Below are 16,770 nucleotides of genomic sequence, written 5' to 3'. Positions count from 1 at the left end.
AGCATGGATAGAAATTTTTTTATAATAATATTTGCTCTTTCAAATCTTATTATTGCTTCTGTATTGGTTCGATATTCTGAAATTGGCCCTATTGCAAGCTTTGGTTATAGATTACTACTTCCTTGCATTTTCCTTTATTCATTCCTATCAATTTCTAAAAATGAAGATAAATTATCAAAGAAATCTTTTAATATTGCCATCTTAACTGGTTTCTTCTTAGGATTAGATCTTGCATTTTATAGTATATCTTTGATGTACACCTCTATTGCAGAGGCTAGTCTTTTAACAAATTTATGCCCTTTTATGACCACCTTCGTTGCTATTATTTTTTTTAAAGAGAAAGTTCCTTTAAAATATTATCTAGTTCTTTTAATTGCTTTTGCAGGACTTTTATTATTAATGAGTCAGGCAGGACTTAGTTCAGAACATATTCTAGGAAACTGGCTAGCTATTATTTCAGCAGTATTTTATTCACTTTTTATAATCCTATCTAAAGAATTAAGAAATACTTGCTCTACTTTTAGAATGATGTTTATAGCTTCATTAAGTGGTTCTATTATTTTATTTGCTCTCGCAATAGTACTTAAAGAGCAGATATTTCCAACGACATTAAGTGGTGTATTAGTCTTAGTTGCAATTGCCCTATTTGGACATCTTCTAGGCAATATACTTTATATTAGCAGAATCAAGCATATTTCATTATCTTTAAGTTCGCTAGTTCTATTAATTGGTCCAATTTTTGCTTTACTTTACGGCTATATTTTATTTAGGGAAACCTTCTCTCTACAACAACTAGTAGGAATGTTTACAATAATATTATCTGTCTATCTAGGAAAGAAAATTCTTATAAAGAATAAATAGATATCCGTTATATCTCTATGGTTTCAGCCTGATCCCTCTACTTAAAAGATACCAAGCAAGATAATATAATAAAAAGGTGAAGATTATTATTGCTGAAAAAGCCACATATGGATTAACACTTGATTGTCCTATAAAACCATATCTCACAAAATCAACAATATAAAACAATGGATTACAAAGTGATATATAATGCCATATTCCTGTTAAACTATTAATGTTGTAAAATACTCCACCTAAATATATAAGTGGTGTCAGAACAAAAGTTGGGAAGATAGTTGTATCATCAAATTTTTGTGAAAATATAGCATTCAATAGCCCACCCAATGAAAATAGCGCCCCACAAAAAACAAAGCCAAATAGAATAAGGAAAATATTCTGAATATCACTGGTAAAACCACCAAATATAAATGCAACTATACTCACAAAAATACCGACTGTGAAGCCTCTAAATATACCACCTGAAATATATCCCAGAATTATAATATGATTATTAACTGGAGAAACCAGCAATTCCTCTATAGATCTACTAAATCTAATGCCAAAAAATGAGCTTACAACATTACCATAGGAGTTTTGAATAACTGACATAATTATAAGTCCTGGAGTTATATATTGCATATAAGTGACTCCATTTGCCATATCTCCAATTTTAGAACCAACAACTTTCCCAAAAATTAAAAAATATAAAGTCAATGTAATAACAGAGGGAAGCAAAGTCTGAGGCCATATCCTAAATATCCTCACAATTTCTCTATTTAAAATAGTAATATACATTACCCAATAGTCTTTAAATGTCATAAAATCACCTAAATTTTATTTCTTGCAACATCTATAAATAGTTGCTCCAATTTTGCTGTTTTCGTTCTAACGTCCATTATTTCTAAATTATAATTTGATACTAGCTCATTAAATACATCATTCAGAAGTATCCCTTTTTTAACTTCAACTTCTAATGTGTATTCATCTATTAACCTAGCTTGTCCAATTTCTAGAGATATTTCCTCACCCAAATATGCATTCTTTAGATCAAACACATAAACTTGTCTGTCTGCTGATTTTAAAAAAGTTTTCATATCAGTATTAGTATGAAGAACACCTTTATGAATAAGCGCAATTTTATTACACATAGCTTCTGCTTCTTCTAAATAGTGAGTAGTCAAAATAACTGTTAAACCATTTTTGTGAAATTCAGAAATCATTTCCCACAATGCATTTCTTAATTCTACATCAACGCCTGCTGTTGGCTCATCCAAAATCAAAAGTTTAGGCTTATGAATTAATGCCCTTACAACCATTAAGCGGCGTTTCATCCCCCCTGATAAAAACCTAACTTGAACATTACGCTTATCATATAAATCAACCTTCTTTAAAAGCTCTTCTGCATATGGCAAAGCTTCTTTTCTAGGGACTCCAAAAAAACCCGCCTGTGTGATAAGGGTTTGAAGAGGTGTTTCAAAAATATTTAGATTAATCTCCTGAGACATTACTCCTAAATGCTTTCGGGCTTTTTGGCTATCAACATCAATATCGTAACCAAATATCTTTATTTGACCACTAGTCTTATTTACTAAAGACGATATCATTCCCAAAGTTGTTGACTTACCTGCGCCATTAGGACCAAGAAGAGCAAAAAAATCCCCCTGATTCACTATGAAACTAATATCATCTACAGCTTTTAAACCACCTTTATATATTTTACTTACATTTATAAGTTCTAAAGCTTTTTGTTTTCTCATCATCAAAAATAGAAATAAGGAATAAAGAAATTATATCATCTTATTTTATAAGAATATGATGAAACTCTATGAAATATTATTATAGTTGTATGAATTAAATTTATTATTTACTTGTCTAAAACTTTGTAATTAAAAAGGATAATATACTTACTCCAACCACAATTATAAAAACTGGTCTTACTAATTTAGCACCCCTTAATATAACCATCTTTGAACCCATAAAACCGCCAGCAAAATTTCCAATAGCCATGATTATAGCTAACATAAAACTAACTTGTCCAAAATATAAAAATACTGATAAAGAAAAAATATTACTTTTTAAATTTAAGATTTTTGCATACCCTGATGCTTGCAGAAAAGTGTATCCAAGGAAATAAACTATTGCTATAACCCAGAAATTTCCTGTCCCTGGGCCAAAAAAACCATCATACGCTCCCAGCATAAAACCAAATAAACTAAAAAACGCTAACTCTGACATTCTTTTTTTACCCGGTGAAATACCTAGGTTCCTATTAAAAATAGAAAATAAGAATACAGCTATAAGAAGCACAGGGACAATATAATTCATAAACTCATTATGAATAAAAATAGCTAATAATGTTCCAAAAACTGTGCCCACAAACCCCATTACAAGACCTCTAAAAACAGTTTTAAAATTTATTAATCCATTTCTCCAATACTTATAAGTAGCAACAGATGTACCAACTGTACTCTGAAATTTATTAGTTCCTAAAACTAGTGCTATTGGCAGCCCTGTTATACTAAGAGCTGGAAGACTTATCAGACCTCCACCACCAGCTATAGCATCTATAAACCCAGCTAAGAAGCCCATACAGATAAGATAAAAACAAAGAATATAGAAATGCTCAGAAAAAAATTCAACCATTTTGTAAAATATTTAATAAATATCAATCTAATGATACATAAGAATATTTAGCTTAAATAGAAAATATTTATACCATTAATCATTTTAATAAATGTATAGCTAGCCAAATTGTTGGACATTCTGTATATGTAACCCAATGCTTCTCATCTTTAGGTATAAATAAATATTCTCCTGTCTCTAGAGTATATTCTTTATTTTCTAACTTTAATTTAGCTTTGCCACTTAAAACTAAAACCCACTCATCATGATCTTGAATATATGGATTATCTTTTGGCGTAACTTGGCCATAAGATATTATTTTCTCAATATGTACACCCTCTTTCTTAAAAAGATCTATAAATATCTCTTCATCTGAATTACCACAACCTATTTCAAATATATTTTTACTCATAATTAGTCATACTGAAGTTCATTAATATCAATATTAATATAGTCTGGTGGAATATCTTCTTCAAACTGAAGAACTTCTATCTCTTTTTCTCCTAAAATAATAGCTTTACAAACTCTATGCATTCCATCCATCACTCTACCATCTTTACTTAGAATAATTGGGTAGTCTAAATTAGCATCATTAATTAATTTAATATGCTCAATTAAACTAGCACAAGTGGGCTCACTATCACCAATTTCATACCAATAATTTTCATCAATCTCTTTGATTAAGGATATAGATATTAATTTTGGAGTCAGACCTTTTGCTTTTTCAATTAATTGTAAAACATCCCAAACTAACAAATCGCCATTTTCTGATTTTCTAAAATGATATTGTTTTCTAAAGCTCATAAATTATATTCTAAATACATCACATGTATTTTTATAAGTCTGTTGATGAATCATTTCTAAAGACTCATTTCTTAAGTTAGCTAAAAATTCTGCCACATACCTTACATATTCCGGATAGTTAGGTTTACCTCGAAATGGCATAGGTGTTAAATATGGTGCATCTGTTTCTATTAAAATTCTATCTAATGGTAACTTTTTAGCCACTTCTTGAATATCTTTTGCATTTTTAAAAGTTAATATCCCTGAAAAAGAAATATACATACCCATATCAACAGCTCGTTTTGCCATATCATAATCCTCTGTAAAACAATGCAATATACCACCACATTTTTCTATATTTTCAGACTTTAAAATATTTAGCGTGTCTTCTTTTGCTGCTCTAGTGTGAACTATCACAGGTTTCTTTGTCTCTATACCTGCTTGAATATGATTTACAAATTTTAATATTTGTTTATCTCTTGTACTCATATCGTTATAGTAAAAGTCTAGGCCAGTTTCTCCTATAGCTACACATTTATGATGTTGAGACATACTAATAATGTCTTCCACACTAGGCTGATATGTATCCAATTCACTAGGATGTACGCCAACAGAGAAAAACACATCTTCAAACTTTTCAGCAATACCTTGGATATCTGCTATCTCATACCAAGCACAAGAAATTGATACAACCTTATCTACGCCAACACTTTTAGCATTTCTAATTACATTATCAAGACTAGTATCTTCTAGCTTCAAATAATTTAGGTGGCAGTGTGAATCTATTATCATAAAATCACTCTCTTTTCTTTTTATATATCCTGTAAGAATAATTAAATTATTACTTCTTTTAAACTTAAAATACAAAACCAATTAAAAAGTCTTTATAATTATTTACTAATTAGACTTCTTAAAACTCACAAAATATATAATTATGAGAAAAATATTAGTTACAAATGCTCTACCTTATGCTAATGGCCATCTTCATTTAGGGCATATGCTTGGCTATATTCAGTCAGATATCTGGGTAAGATTCCAGAAATTAAGAGGTAATGAATGTACTTTTGTTTGTGGTAGCGATACGCATGGCACTCCTATCATGCTAAAAGCTAAAAATCTTGGCATATCTCCAGAGGAATTAGTAGAAGAAATGTCTGCTAGTCACTTGAAAGATTTTCAAGATTTTGGAATTAACTTTGATAATTATCATTCAACTCATAGCGAAGAAAATAGAGAGATTGTAGAGGACATCTACAATAAACTTTTTGCTAAAGGTCTTATTGAAACTAAAGATATAGCTCAAGCCTATGATGAAGAGGCTAAAATGTTTCTACCTGATAGGTTTGTAAAAGGTACTTGTCCAAAATGTAAAGCTGAAGATCAGTATGGCGATAGTTGTGAAGTTTGCGGAGCAACTTATGATCCAACAGAACTTATAAACCCTAAGTCAGTAGTTTCAGGTAAAACTCCTATCCAAAAAAGTTCTCAACACTTTTTCTTTAAGTTACCTGATTTACAGAATGAAATAGCTAGCTGGATAGATAATAATAAAAATCTCCAACCTGAAGTTGCAAACAAGCTTAAAGAATGGTTTGAGCAAGGCTTACAAAGTTGGGACATTTCTCGTGATGAGCCATATTTCGGTTTTGCAATACCAAACACTGATGGCAAAAAGTTTTTCTACGTATGGTTAGATGCTCCTATGGGCTATATTGCTAGTTATAAAAACTACTGCAATAAAGTAGGAAAAGATTATAAAGAGTACTGGTCAGCAGATTCTCAAGAACTAACTGAACTTTATCATTTTATAGGTAAAGACATTATATATTTCCATGCTTTATTTTGGCCTGCAATCTTAGAAGCTTCTGGTTACAAAACTCCTACTAGTATTTTTGCTAATGGGTTTTTAACTGTTAATGGTAAAAAAATGTCTAAATCTAGAGGTACATTTATACAAGCTAGAACTTATTTAAATAATATAGATCCTGTTTACTTAAGGTATTATTTTGCTTCTAGGCTAACTGCTAGAACTGATGATATCGACTTAAACCTTGAAGAGTTTATAACTAAATCCAATTCAGATATTGTTGGAAAAGTTGTTAATATTGCTAGCCGTTGTGCTGGTTTTATATGTAAAAAATTTGATGCTACATTATCAAGTGAAATTTTTGACAAAGAATTAGAAAAAGAATTTAAGAATTCTCACTCAGCTATAACTGAGGCATTTGAAAAAAGAGAATTTGCAAATGCTGTAAGATTAATAATGGCTCTAGCAGATAAAGCTAATCAATTTATAGATTTCCATAAACCATGGCAATTGGCTAAAGAGGAAGGACAAGAACAAAAAGTTCATCAAGTATGCTCACAAGGTATAAATATGTTTAAAGTCTTAATAGCATATTTAAAACCTATAGTCCCAAGCATAGCCTCTAATGCCGAAGAATTTCTAAATTTGAATATAAGTGACTGGAGTCAAGCTCCAAATTTCTTAATAAATCATAAAATAAATAAATTCAAACCTTTAGCAAATCGTATTGAAAGAGAAAAAGTTGATCAAATCATAGAGGAAACAAAACAAATGTTAGCTGAAGAACAACCTCAAAAATCAGAAATAAAAGAATCTAAACTGGATTTAGTTCCTGAATGTAATATTGATGATTTTATGAAGATTGATCTCAGAGTGGCTAAAATAGTAGAAGCAAATCATGTTGAAGGTGCTGATAAATTGCTTAGATTATTACTGGATATCGGAGGCATCAAAAGACAAGTTTTTGCTGGCATAAAATCTGCTTATTCTCCAGAAGATCTTATTGGTAAACATACTGTTATGGTAGCTAACTTAGCTCCTAGAAAAATGAAGTTTGGATTATCTGAAGGAATGGTATTAGCAGCTAGTGATAGTGATAATAAAGGAATTTATATCCTAGAGCCACATGAAGGAGCTCAACCAGGTATGAGGGTCAAATAAACTAATGATAAAAAGAAAATATTTCCACTCAATAATAATTTGCCTACTTTTTATAATAGCATTATTAAACTATCTTGACCGCTCAACTCTTAGTATAGCAAACACAGAAATTTCACTAGCTTTTAATATCTCTCCTGCAGAGATGGGTATTCTTCTATCTGCTTTTATGTGGCCTTATGCCATAATAAGCCTTCCTGCTGGATATTTGGTTGATAGATATAATGTACATAAAATAATGATTATAAGCATGATTTTATGGTCTTTTGCTTGCATACTTGGAGGATTAACTATTGGATTTTACTCTATACTTGCTACTCGGCTACTACTAGGTGCAGCTGAAGCTCCTTTTTTTATTATAGCTACAAAAATAATACAACAACATTTTCCTACTAAGAAACGAGGATTAATGTCATCAATCGTAAATCTTGGTCCCAGAGTTGCAACTGTCATAGCGCCAGTCTCAATAGTCGCTCTTATACTTTTTACTGGTTGGAGAGGCATGTTTATATTATTAGGATCATTAGGTATATTAATCGCTTTTATTTGGTATAAGATAAATAAAAGATTTACAAATATAAATAATCATAAAAAACAAATAAAGAGCTCAAACCCAATAAGGCTAAAACAGGCTTTTTCTAATAAAAATGTGAAATTATTATGTTTAGGGAACTTTAGTTCATCTTATGCATATTGGCTATTTTTAACTTGGCTACCATACTACTTTATAACTGCAAAAGAACTCAATTTATCAGAGATGGGCATAGCTACATCTGCATCCTTTATGCTCTCTTTATTATCTGTAATGCTTGGCGGAATCTTATCAGATCTTCTTATAAAGAAAAAAATGTGTCCTATAAAGGCTCGACTTTTTCCAATAATATTAGGATGTATAATTGCCGGTTTATCTATGCTTTTAATACCATTTATACAAAATATATATTTAATTATAACATTAATTAGTATTAGTGTTTTTGCATTAGGATTGAGAATATCTCCAACGTGGGCCTTAGTTGCTGATATGTCTTGTAAGAACTCTGTAGGACTAATTGGAGGAATTCAGAATTTTGCTAATTTTACAGGGGGGGCACTAGCCCCTTTAGTTACAGGTGTTATTTTAGTACATACCAACAATAATTTTAATTTAGTTTTTGTAATAAGTGCTATAATTTGTCTTGTTGGTACAACTTCTTACTTTTTTATAACAAAGGAAAATAGTCTAAAAAATATAAATTAATTAGTATTAAACTATATTATCTATATCACCAGCACCTTCTCGAAGAATACTAAAAGGCATTTCTAACATATCAACAACAGTTGTTGATTCAAAGCCACAATACTCAGATTCAACAACTAAATCTATATTGTTCATGATGGTATTACTAACTTCTGAGCAATCTGTAACAACATTTTGTTCACCTGGTAAAATAAAAGAGCTAGTAACTAATGGCTCCCCTATTCTTGCAATAATATTTAATGGAATATAATGAGTTGGAACTCTAATCCCTACTGTTTTCTTATTTTTTTTGACTAGTAATGATGAAACTTTCTTTGTAGCTAGTAATATAAAAGTATATGCTCCAGGAGTACATCTTTTTAATATTCTATAAGCATTATTATCTACCTTTGCATATTCTGATATTTCTGATAAATCCTTACAGACCAAAGTAAAATTATGTTCACTGTCTAAATCTCTAATTTTTCTTATCTTATCTATCGCTCTTTTAGATTTCATTTTACATGCTAGAGAGTATCCTGAATCTGTTGGTATAGCTACTACTCCATCATTATCAAGAACACTTACAATTTCTTCAAAGGCATTATCATTGTTACCATAACTATTTATTTCTAGTAACTTATTCATAAAATTATTCATATAAGTTATACTTCTAATCTATTATACATATTAATTTCATTTACTACTTAAAAATGAATAAAATGCTTAATGACTTTTTACCTGCTATAGCTTTTTTTGCAGTATACAAAATTTATGACATCTTCTATGCTACTGCAGCACTAATAATAATAACTATTGCTCAAGTAATTTTTGAATATATTATGCATAAAAAGATTCCTTACACTCAAGTTGTAATCGCCATATTGGTTGTGATTTTTGGTGGTGCAACTCTATATTTTCATAATGAAGAATTTATAAAATGGAAAGTCTCTATAATAAATTGGTTACTAGGATCAGGATTTATAATTACTACTTATACTATGAAACAAACACCAATAGAAAAATTATTAGGTAGTTCCATGGATTTAGAACATAAAAAATGGAAGATCTTAAATAACATGTGGGGAATATACTTTCTAGTACTAGGAACGATAAATATGTTTGTTGCTTACTTCTGCTCCACTAATACTTGGATGAATTTTAAATTATTTGGAATTATTGGCTTAACAATAATATTTATGGTTATACAAGTAGCTTATCTTTCAAAACATATAAAAAAATAGAACTCCATTTATAATTTAAAATAGCTATAATATAATCAATTTATATTTTTATATTTAATGAAGAAAATCATAATGAATGAAGAAAACAAAGAAACTCAATTACAACAAAATAATAAAGAAATTTCCAAAAAGAAATTAAGTTTATACTCTTGTAAAAAATCTTTAGGCAATTTGTTTTTAGTGATGATCCTTTCTGTTTTTTGTATAGCTGAAATAATAATTCTAGCTCTAATATTTTTCTTATTTTTATCATTTTATATAGCTATTATAATAGCTGGAACAATAACAATTTTATCTATATTTATTATGAAGGGGATAAAAAAATATAAAGAAAAAAAATCAGTTTCTCAGAACAAAAATAATGAGAATATAGAAGAAATTACGGAAAAAACTACTTCACAAGACTAGCAGCGTAAGTTCGCGCCCCAATTAGTCCAACATCTGTATTTGTAATAATATGGATAGGGAAATCTTTCATCATATTAGATATTCTTCCCTTATCTCTAAATTTTTGAAGAAACTTCCCTTCTATTATTTGTTTAACTAATCTAGGCGCTATACCTCCCGCAATATATAAACCTCTAAAAGGTAAGCTAGTTAACGCCAAATTACCTGCTGTTGCTCCATATATGCTTAAGAATATATCAACTGCTCTAAGCGCTGATGGGTCTTTATGCTCGACAGCATATTTAACTATTAATGCTGCTTTATCAACGTCGGATACGTTAAATAATTCTCTTCTTAAAGAAGATGATTCTGGCTGACCATATAATGGCTGTGTAATCACATATTTGTAAATATTATAGATACCATAACCACTACAGAATCTTTCTGGCGAGACTCTATGTAGAGTCTTTTTCATAAATCTAAAAAGCTCAATTTGTTCATCATCTACTGGTGAAAAATCTACATGTCCACCCTCAGTTTTATAAACTTTTGTTTTACCATTATGATAAGCTGCAAGACACATACCAAGACCCGTTCCCGCACCTATAACAGCACATAAACTTTCTTCGTCATAGTTCCCTTCTTGCAAAGTATATAAATCTTTTTCCTTATCTAAGTTTTCTATTCCATAACCAATAGCTTCAAAATCATTTATTACTTTTACTTTAGATCTATCAATTCCTAAACCTTCTGCAACATATAATTCAGAAACCATCCAAGGCAGATTAGTGAGCTCAACCTCTCCATTAACAACAAAACCAGCTACCGCCAAACAAACAGAGTCAATCTGCCCTTTTAGTCCAATTTCTTCCAAAAATGTATCTATAACATCTGAAAGACATTTAAAATCAGCGCCTTTATATTTTTTTATCGTAACATGTTCTGTTTTACCATTCTCTAACGTTGATACTTGCAATCTTGTATTTGTACCACCAATATCACCAGATAAGATATACATAATATTAAGTTCCTTTTTTGTTATTCATATAGAATGAAAAGCCCCTATATTTTGTTATAATAGCATACTATAAATATCTAATAACTATTTGAATGTCTGATAATAAAAAAACTACTGACTTTGGATTCTCAGAAGTAGCATGGGAAGATAAACAAAAAAAAGTGGCTGGTGTTTTTCACTCAGTTGCAGCCAAATATGACTTAATGAATGACATGATGTCTTTTGGCATTCATAGACTATGGAAAAAAACTACTGTTGCAAAAGCTGGAATTCGCAAAGGTGATAGAGTTCTTGATCTAGCTGGTGGTACCGGTGATTTAGCTTATAAGTTCTGTCAACTTGTTGGAGATAATGGAAAAGTCATTCTTAGTGATATAAATTCATCCATGTTAGAGGTTGGAAAGGAAAAGCTTACAAATAAAGGATGTGTTGGCAATATAGAATATATCCAAGCAAATGCTGAAAGTCTGCCATTTCCAGATAATTATTTTGATTGCATAACTATATCATTTGGATTAAGAAATGTTACAGATAAAGAAAAAGCTCTAACATCAATGTATAGAGTTTTGAAACCAGGTGGAAAACTTTTAGTGTTAGAGTTCTCTAAACCGATTGTCCCTTTATTATCAAAAATATATGATGAATATTCTTTCAAAGCTCTTCCTTTCATGGGAAAAGTAATCACTCAAGATGCTGAAAGCTATAAATACTTAGCAGAGTCTATACGTAAACACCCTGATCAAGAAACATTAAAGCAAATGATGTTACAAGCTGGTTTTGATGACGCTGAATATCAAAATATGACTGGTGGAATAGTTGCATTACATACAGGATATAAATACTAATTATGACTGATAGTTTAAATAATGCTCTTAATCTTTTATTAAATCTTGACCCCCAGATCCCATTTGCATTATCAAAGCTAGAAAATAAATCATTGAGTATATATATAACCGATTTAGATATAATAACTACTTTTACAATAAATAATAAAAAAGTAACAGCTTCAAATTTAAAATCACCAAATGTTATAAGTGGAAAATTAGCCTATATTGTCGAGCTTTTATTTAATAAAAATCTACAAGAACTACTTATTGATAAAAAGCTTGATTATCAAGGGAGTTTATCAGAATTAAAACAATTTTATAGTTTCTTTAGTTCGATAGATATTGATGTAATATATCGTATATCTTCTGTTACTAATCCTATTTTTGCAAATGCCATAGAGATACCGTTTAAAAAAGCAAAAAATTTTATAAAAGTTTCAAAAAATGAATCAATTACAGATATAAAAGAATATCTAACTGAAGAAAAAAAATACTTAATTTCAAAAAATGAAATAAATATTTTTTATAGAGAAGTACAAAAATTAAAGCAAGCAACTGATAGGCTAGAGGCTAAGCTAAAATTACTAAAAGGTTCTGCTAATGATTAAAAAATGGCTAAGACTAGTTTATATATTTTATATAGTTAATAGATACTGCTTATTAAATGAACCTATAAGAGCTACTCAAATTAGATCTTTAAGATTTTTCATTTATTTTAACCCTTTTAATTATGTTAGAAGTAATAGGAAAAGTGATCATGGAGTTAGACTTCGAATAGCTCTTGAAAGGCTAGGTCCTATATTTGTGAAGTTCGGGCAAGCTTTATCCACTAGGCAAGATATCTTACCACCAAAAGCTATAGAAGAAATTGCTCGACTCCAAGATGATGTCCCGCCTTTCTCTGGGAAAATAGCTATTTTACAAATAGAAAAATCTATAAAAAAACCAATTAGCGAAGCATTCAAATATTTTGATGAAAATCCATTAGCTTCTGCATCAATTGCTCAAGTTCATAGAGCCATATTACATAATAATAATAAAGTTGTGGTTAAAGTTTTAAGACCAAATATTCACAAAATTCTTAAACTTGATACAGCATTAATGCTAACCGTTGCCAAGCTTATTTCAGCTATATTCCCTAATTTAAAAAGATTTAAGCCCATCGAGGTTGTAAATGAAATAAACCAAAGTCTCTTGGATGAAATAGATCTATTAAGAGAGGCTGCCAATGCTTCTCAATTAAGAAGAAATTTCGAAAATAGTGATATCCAATATATACCTAAAATTTATTGGGACTATACGTCTTCTAAAGTAATGGTTATGGAAGAGGTTGATGGTCTTAGTATCTCAGATATAAGTAAGCTAGATGCTTTAGGGATTGATAGAAAATTGCTTGCTGAAAGAGGCGTGCAAATATTTTATACGCAAGTATTCAGAGACTGCTTTTTCCATGCAGATATGCACCCTGGAAACTTATTTATTGATGCAACTAACCCTAATGATCCTAAATATATCTCTATAGATTTTGGGATAGTGGGAACTCTGAATAGAGATGATCAACAATATTTAGCAGGAAACTTCTTAGCTTTCTTTAAGAGAGATTATAAAAAAGTAGCTGAACTGCATATTGAATCCGGCTGGGTTCCTGCAGACACTAGGGTTGATGCGCTTGAGTCTGCTATACGGACAGTTTGCGAACCCATTTTTGAGAAACCAATCAAAGAAATATCTCTTGGTTATACATTAATGAGACTATTCCAAGTTGCTAGAAGATTTAATATGGAGGTTCAGCCTCAGCTTATATTACTACAAAAAACCTTAATAAATATAGAAGGACTTGGTCGTCAACTATATCCTGAATTAAATCTATGGGAGACGTCCCGCCCTATCCTAGAAAAATGGATGAGAGAACATGTTGGGGTAAAAGGTTTCATCCGCCGCACACAAGAACATTTACCTAAAGTTAGTGAAAAATTGCCAGAAATACCTGATGTTATTTTTGAAATTCTGCAACATACACAGAATAGTCTAAGAGCAAATAAAAACTTTAATGAAATAGAGCTAAACAAAACTGTTCAGTCTTCAAAAAGTAAATTCTTTTTAATTCTAGGCTCAATACTTGCTGGTGCTGGTGCATTTTATAGCATCAATTCAGATTCAGAACTATTATTAAACTTACAAACTTTTATTAAAAATAATAATTCAAGTATTTTAAGTATCGGAATAATTTCTATTATTTACTATATATTAAAAAAAGAGAGGTAATAAAATGTCAGACTGTATTTTTTGTAAAATAATAAATGAGGAAATCCCTTGTCAAAAAGTCTATGAGGATACAGACATTTTAGCTTTTAATGATATAAACCCAGCAGCAGAAACACACGTGCTTGTTATCCCTAAACAACATATTTCAAGCCTCAATGATCTAAATGATAGTCATGAAGAAATAATGGGGAAATTAATGATATCTATACCTAAGGTTGCTAAGCAGCTAGGTTTAAAAGGATTTAAAACTATAATAAACACAGGTAAAGAAGGTGGGCAAGTGGTTTTCCATATACACGCACATATTCTTGGAGGGACAATTAAAAAAAGTATGCCTGTTTAAAATTATAGCCCAGCCTTTACTAAAGCTACTATACTGATTTTTTTTATATCTCCAGACAATTTTACTGTCTTAATGAGCTCTTTTAAAGTAGAGCCAGTAGTGAAAACATCATCAAACACAACTAAATGTTTTGATTTAATACTTTGAGTTAGTTCAAATACATTTTTTATCTGCATTTCCCTATCTTTTTTTGATGATTTGGCTTGTGCCTTTGTATATTTCTTTCTCTTACATGCTTTAAAATTAGGTTCTATATTTATACAATCTGCTAATTTATTTGCTAATAACTCAGACTGATTAAATCCACGATACAAATACCTAAATCTATGTATAGGAACTACAATTATTTCATCTACTTCATTTAAATATTCTTTAGCGGAATCTTCCCACCACTTATAGATTAGTGTCTCAAAAATTGAGATTACCAATACATCTTTATTGAACTTTAGTTTTTTTAATAAAAGTTGAATCTCTTTTGAATAATTAAACAAATGATAATAATCATACTCATCATCTAAAATTATTTGATCTTTATTAAAAGAAAGCTGTTTTTCCAAATCTTTAAAACAGTAATCACAAACTAAACAATTACTACTTTGTTTACATAAAGCACAACTCTGCTTAAGTAATAATTGTTTTATATTTACAAGTAATTCTTTTATACTTTTCAAATAGAGACTATGTAAATTATTTTTATGTTCAATTATAGCTTATTCAAAAAGATACTTACCAATAGAAAGCTTCGAAAAAACTCATTTATAAAAAATGAGATAGCTTTAAGATTACTAAAAAGGTTAGATTTTATTAAACTTTTTCCAGAAAAGATATTAGCAGTTGGATATACCGATAATGATTATATTAAAAATTTAAAAGCTCGCTTTCCTAATGCAGATATACTTTTTGAAGATGATGAAGAATCAGTCTTTAATATTATTATTTCTAACTCTACTATCCACCTAACAGATAATATTTCAGAAGAGTTAAATAACTATTATCAAAAGTTAGATAATGATGGAATACTTCTATTTTCAACATTTGGTGACAAATCTTTTTTAAGTATAAACAAAGCTTTTAAAGAGATAGATGATCTACCACATACAAATAAAATGATCGACATATTAACCTGGGGAAATTTATTACAAAATAGCATCTATAAAAACCCTGCCATAGAGTCTGATAAAATCACTCTTACTTATGAAAATCACTCCACTTTATTTGAAGACTTAAGAGCGCTTAATGAGCCCCTGGCAGACAATAAAATGCACATATACCTAACTGGGAAAAATAGATGGGATAAATTCTTAAAGAATCTACATGAAAGCCTACAGCTCGAAATAGAAGCTTTATACGGCTACGCTATAAAAAAACAAGATGATAAAAATTTATCTCCAAGGAAAAATTCAAATCGAATTAGTCTAGAAGAGCTTAAAAAACAAATTACTGAATTCAAAAAAGACTAATTAACAAGTCAATACAGCTAAAGTTGCTAACTCATCCCAATCTTTTTGAGAACAAGTCTCTGGTTTTTTAGGTGGTTGACAATATGTTTCCCATGTTCCATCACTATATTTCTTCAATATAAGACAATCCTTAAATGATCTCCCTTCCTCATCTTTAGTTGCTGAAACAAAAGTAACATCCTTAATTAGGAAGTTATTATCGTCATCATAGGAATCATCATCACTTTTAGCTATAGGTGAAAATATATTTGTATTTTTATTACTATATCCTTTCTTTTCTTCATCTCCTATAACATAAGCACTTCTATCATTCACATTGCTACCGACTGTTGAATCTTCATTGTTATCAAGCATATCTACATCACTTTCCTGTACATCATCTGCCATATCTGCAGAAGATTGACCTTCAATGTAATTCTCATCAATATTTTTAGCAAACTTATCATCACTTAAATAAGGTTCATCCATACTTTTATTAAATGCCTCATCTTCATCTAGCTTATCACCTACAAAAGCATCATCATTACTATATCCATCAACTTGAGAGCCTTGTTCCTCGTCAATACTATCCTCATCTATAATAGCTGAGCTACCACTATTAGCTTGCATTAAATCCATACTATTTGAATTCACAGAAGCACTCTCTGCTCCGATAGCTATAGCGCTTTCAAACAAAAACGAGAAAATAAAGAAAGTAATTAGAAAATATTTCTTAAACATTACTGCATACAAATTATTATTACGTTATAGTCTGAAGTATAATTGATAATGAGAGCATAAGAAAGATTATTTGGAGGAGT

20 protein-coding genes are annotated in these 16,770 nt (G+C 29.9%); 10 read left to right on the top strand and 10 right to left on the bottom strand.

All coding sequences use genetic code 11. From position 1 onward, the window contains the following. Window positions 1-3: 3 nt before the first annotated feature. Window positions 4-861 (top strand): DMT family transporter, encoded by an 858-nt coding sequence (locus DNK87_RS05805; RefSeq protein ID WP_119329938.1) that lies wholly within the window; start codon window positions 4-6, stop codon window positions 859-861. A gap of 15 nt (window positions 862-876) precedes the next feature. On the opposite strand, the gene DNK87_RS05800 is transcribed toward DNK87_RS05805, so the two are convergent. The 6 genes from DNK87_RS05800 to DNK87_RS05775 form a co-directional block, all read right to left on the bottom strand. Then, window positions 877-1,659, bottom strand: coding sequence for an ABC transporter permease (locus DNK87_RS05800; RefSeq protein WP_119329937.1), 783 nt, complete (start codon window positions 1,657-1,659; stop codon window positions 877-879). 8 nt (window positions 1,660-1,667) lie between these two features. After that, entirely contained in the window at window positions 1,668-2,597 is a 930-nt protein-coding gene (locus DNK87_RS05795; protein WP_119330151.1) for an ABC transporter ATP-binding protein, read from the bottom strand. Between the two features lie 115 nt (window positions 2,598-2,712). Beyond that, window positions 2,713-3,483: a TSUP family transporter gene (locus tag DNK87_RS05790; RefSeq protein WP_119329936.1), complete on the bottom strand. Its 771-nt coding sequence runs from the start codon at window positions 3,481-3,483 to the stop codon at window positions 2,713-2,715. A 79-nt stretch (window positions 3,484-3,562) separates the two neighbouring features. Continuing rightward, window positions 3,563-3,874, bottom strand: coding sequence for a cupin domain-containing protein (locus DNK87_RS05785; RefSeq protein WP_119329935.1), 312 nt, complete (start codon window positions 3,872-3,874; stop codon window positions 3,563-3,565). A 2-nt stretch (window positions 3,875-3,876) separates the two neighbouring features. Then, window positions 3,877-4,266: a hypothetical protein gene (locus tag DNK87_RS05780; RefSeq protein WP_119329934.1), complete on the bottom strand. Its 390-nt coding sequence runs from the start codon at window positions 4,264-4,266 to the stop codon at window positions 3,877-3,879. Between the two features lie 3 nt (window positions 4,267-4,269). Then, window positions 4,270-5,037 carry a TatD family hydrolase gene (locus tag DNK87_RS05775; protein WP_119330150.1) on the bottom strand — a complete coding sequence of 256 codons (768 nt, stop codon included), beginning with the start codon at window positions 5,035-5,037 and terminating at the stop codon, window positions 4,270-4,272. Window positions 5,038-5,179: 142 nt separating this feature from the next. Here DNK87_RS05775 and metG point away from each other — a divergent pair, with 142 nt between their 5' ends. After that, window positions 5,180-7,213, top strand: a complete 2,034-nt coding sequence (gene metG, locus DNK87_RS05770) for a methionine--tRNA ligase (protein ID WP_119329933.1) — start codon at window positions 5,180-5,182, stop codon at window positions 7,211-7,213. 7 nt (window positions 7,214-7,220) lie between these two features. Further along, window positions 7,221-8,447, top strand: a complete 1,227-nt coding sequence (locus tag DNK87_RS05765) for an MFS transporter (protein WP_119330149.1) — start codon at window positions 7,221-7,223, stop codon at window positions 8,445-8,447. A 6-nt stretch (window positions 8,448-8,453) separates the two neighbouring features. Here DNK87_RS05765 and DNK87_RS05760 read toward each other — a convergent pair whose 3' ends face one another. After that, window positions 8,454-9,074, bottom strand: coding sequence for an L-threonylcarbamoyladenylate synthase (locus DNK87_RS05760; RefSeq protein ID WP_119330148.1), 621 nt, complete (start codon window positions 9,072-9,074; stop codon window positions 8,454-8,456). Window positions 9,075-9,139: 65 nt separating this feature from the next. On the opposite strand from DNK87_RS05760, the gene DNK87_RS05755 reads away from it, so the two are divergent. After that, window positions 9,140-9,670, top strand: a complete 531-nt coding sequence (locus DNK87_RS05755; protein WP_119329932.1) for a septation protein A — start codon at window positions 9,140-9,142, stop codon at window positions 9,668-9,670. A 57-nt stretch (window positions 9,671-9,727) separates the two neighbouring features. Further along, on the top strand, window positions 9,728-10,078 hold the full coding sequence (locus tag DNK87_RS05750; RefSeq protein ID WP_154401829.1) for a hypothetical protein: 351 nt from the start codon (window positions 9,728-9,730) through the stop codon (window positions 10,076-10,078). On the opposite strand, the gene glk is transcribed toward DNK87_RS05750, so the two are convergent. Beyond that, window positions 10,062-11,075, bottom strand: coding sequence for a glucokinase (gene glk / locus DNK87_RS05745; protein ID WP_119329930.1), 1,014 nt, complete (start codon window positions 11,073-11,075; stop codon window positions 10,062-10,064). The two genes, DNK87_RS05750 and glk, sit on opposite strands and share 17 nt — an antisense overlap. Window positions 11,076-11,167: 92 nt before the next feature. Between glk and ubiE the strand changes: the two genes are divergently transcribed. The 4 genes from ubiE to DNK87_RS05725 are packed head-to-tail and all read left to right on the top strand — an operon-like array spanning window position 11,168 to window position 14,510. Next, entirely contained in the window at window positions 11,168-11,920 is a 753-nt protein-coding gene (gene ubiE, locus DNK87_RS05740) for a bifunctional demethylmenaquinone methyltransferase/2-methoxy-6-polyprenyl-1,4-benzoquinol methylase UbiE (protein WP_119329929.1), read from the top strand. A 2-nt stretch (window positions 11,921-11,922) separates the two neighbouring features. Continuing rightward, window positions 11,923-12,510: a ubiquinone biosynthesis accessory factor UbiJ gene (locus tag DNK87_RS05735; RefSeq protein WP_119329928.1), complete on the top strand. Its 588-nt coding sequence runs from the start codon at window positions 11,923-11,925 to the stop codon at window positions 12,508-12,510. Then, window positions 12,503-14,167 (top strand): ubiquinone biosynthesis regulatory protein kinase UbiB, encoded by a 1,665-nt coding sequence (ubiB, locus tag DNK87_RS05730; RefSeq protein ID WP_119329927.1) that lies wholly within the window; start codon window positions 12,503-12,505, stop codon window positions 14,165-14,167. Before DNK87_RS05735 ends, ubiB begins: the two co-directional genes overlap by 8 nt. A gap of 4 nt (window positions 14,168-14,171) precedes the next feature. Continuing rightward, complete coding sequence (locus DNK87_RS05725) at window positions 14,172-14,510, top strand: histidine triad nucleotide-binding protein (RefSeq protein ID WP_119329926.1); 339 nt, start codon at window positions 14,172-14,174, stop codon at window positions 14,508-14,510. A gap of 2 nt (window positions 14,511-14,512) precedes the next feature. Here the strand turns inward: DNK87_RS05725 and DNK87_RS08995 are convergent, their stop codons facing one another. Beyond that, entirely contained in the window at window positions 14,513-15,181 is a 669-nt protein-coding gene (locus tag DNK87_RS08995; RefSeq protein WP_244614622.1) for a ComF family protein, read from the bottom strand. A 24-nt stretch (window positions 15,182-15,205) separates the two neighbouring features. Here DNK87_RS08995 and DNK87_RS05715 point away from each other — a divergent pair, with 24 nt between their 5' ends. Then, window positions 15,206-15,970 (top strand): methyltransferase domain-containing protein, encoded by a 765-nt coding sequence (locus DNK87_RS05715; protein ID WP_119329925.1) that lies wholly within the window; start codon window positions 15,206-15,208, stop codon window positions 15,968-15,970. Here the strand turns inward: DNK87_RS05715 and DNK87_RS05710 are convergent, their stop codons facing one another. Beyond that, entirely contained in the window at window positions 15,971-16,690 is a 720-nt protein-coding gene (locus DNK87_RS05710; protein WP_159240237.1) for a hypothetical protein, read from the bottom strand. Between the last annotated feature and the right edge of the window lie 80 nt (window positions 16,691-16,770).

It is taken from the genome of Pseudofrancisella aestuarii, assembly GCF_003574475.2.
GTDB lineage: Bacteria > Pseudomonadota > Gammaproteobacteria > Francisellales > Francisellaceae > Francisella > Francisella aestuarii.
Note: the sequence above shows the minus strand (reverse complement) of the source record. Positions and strands in the feature narration are given on the sequence as shown.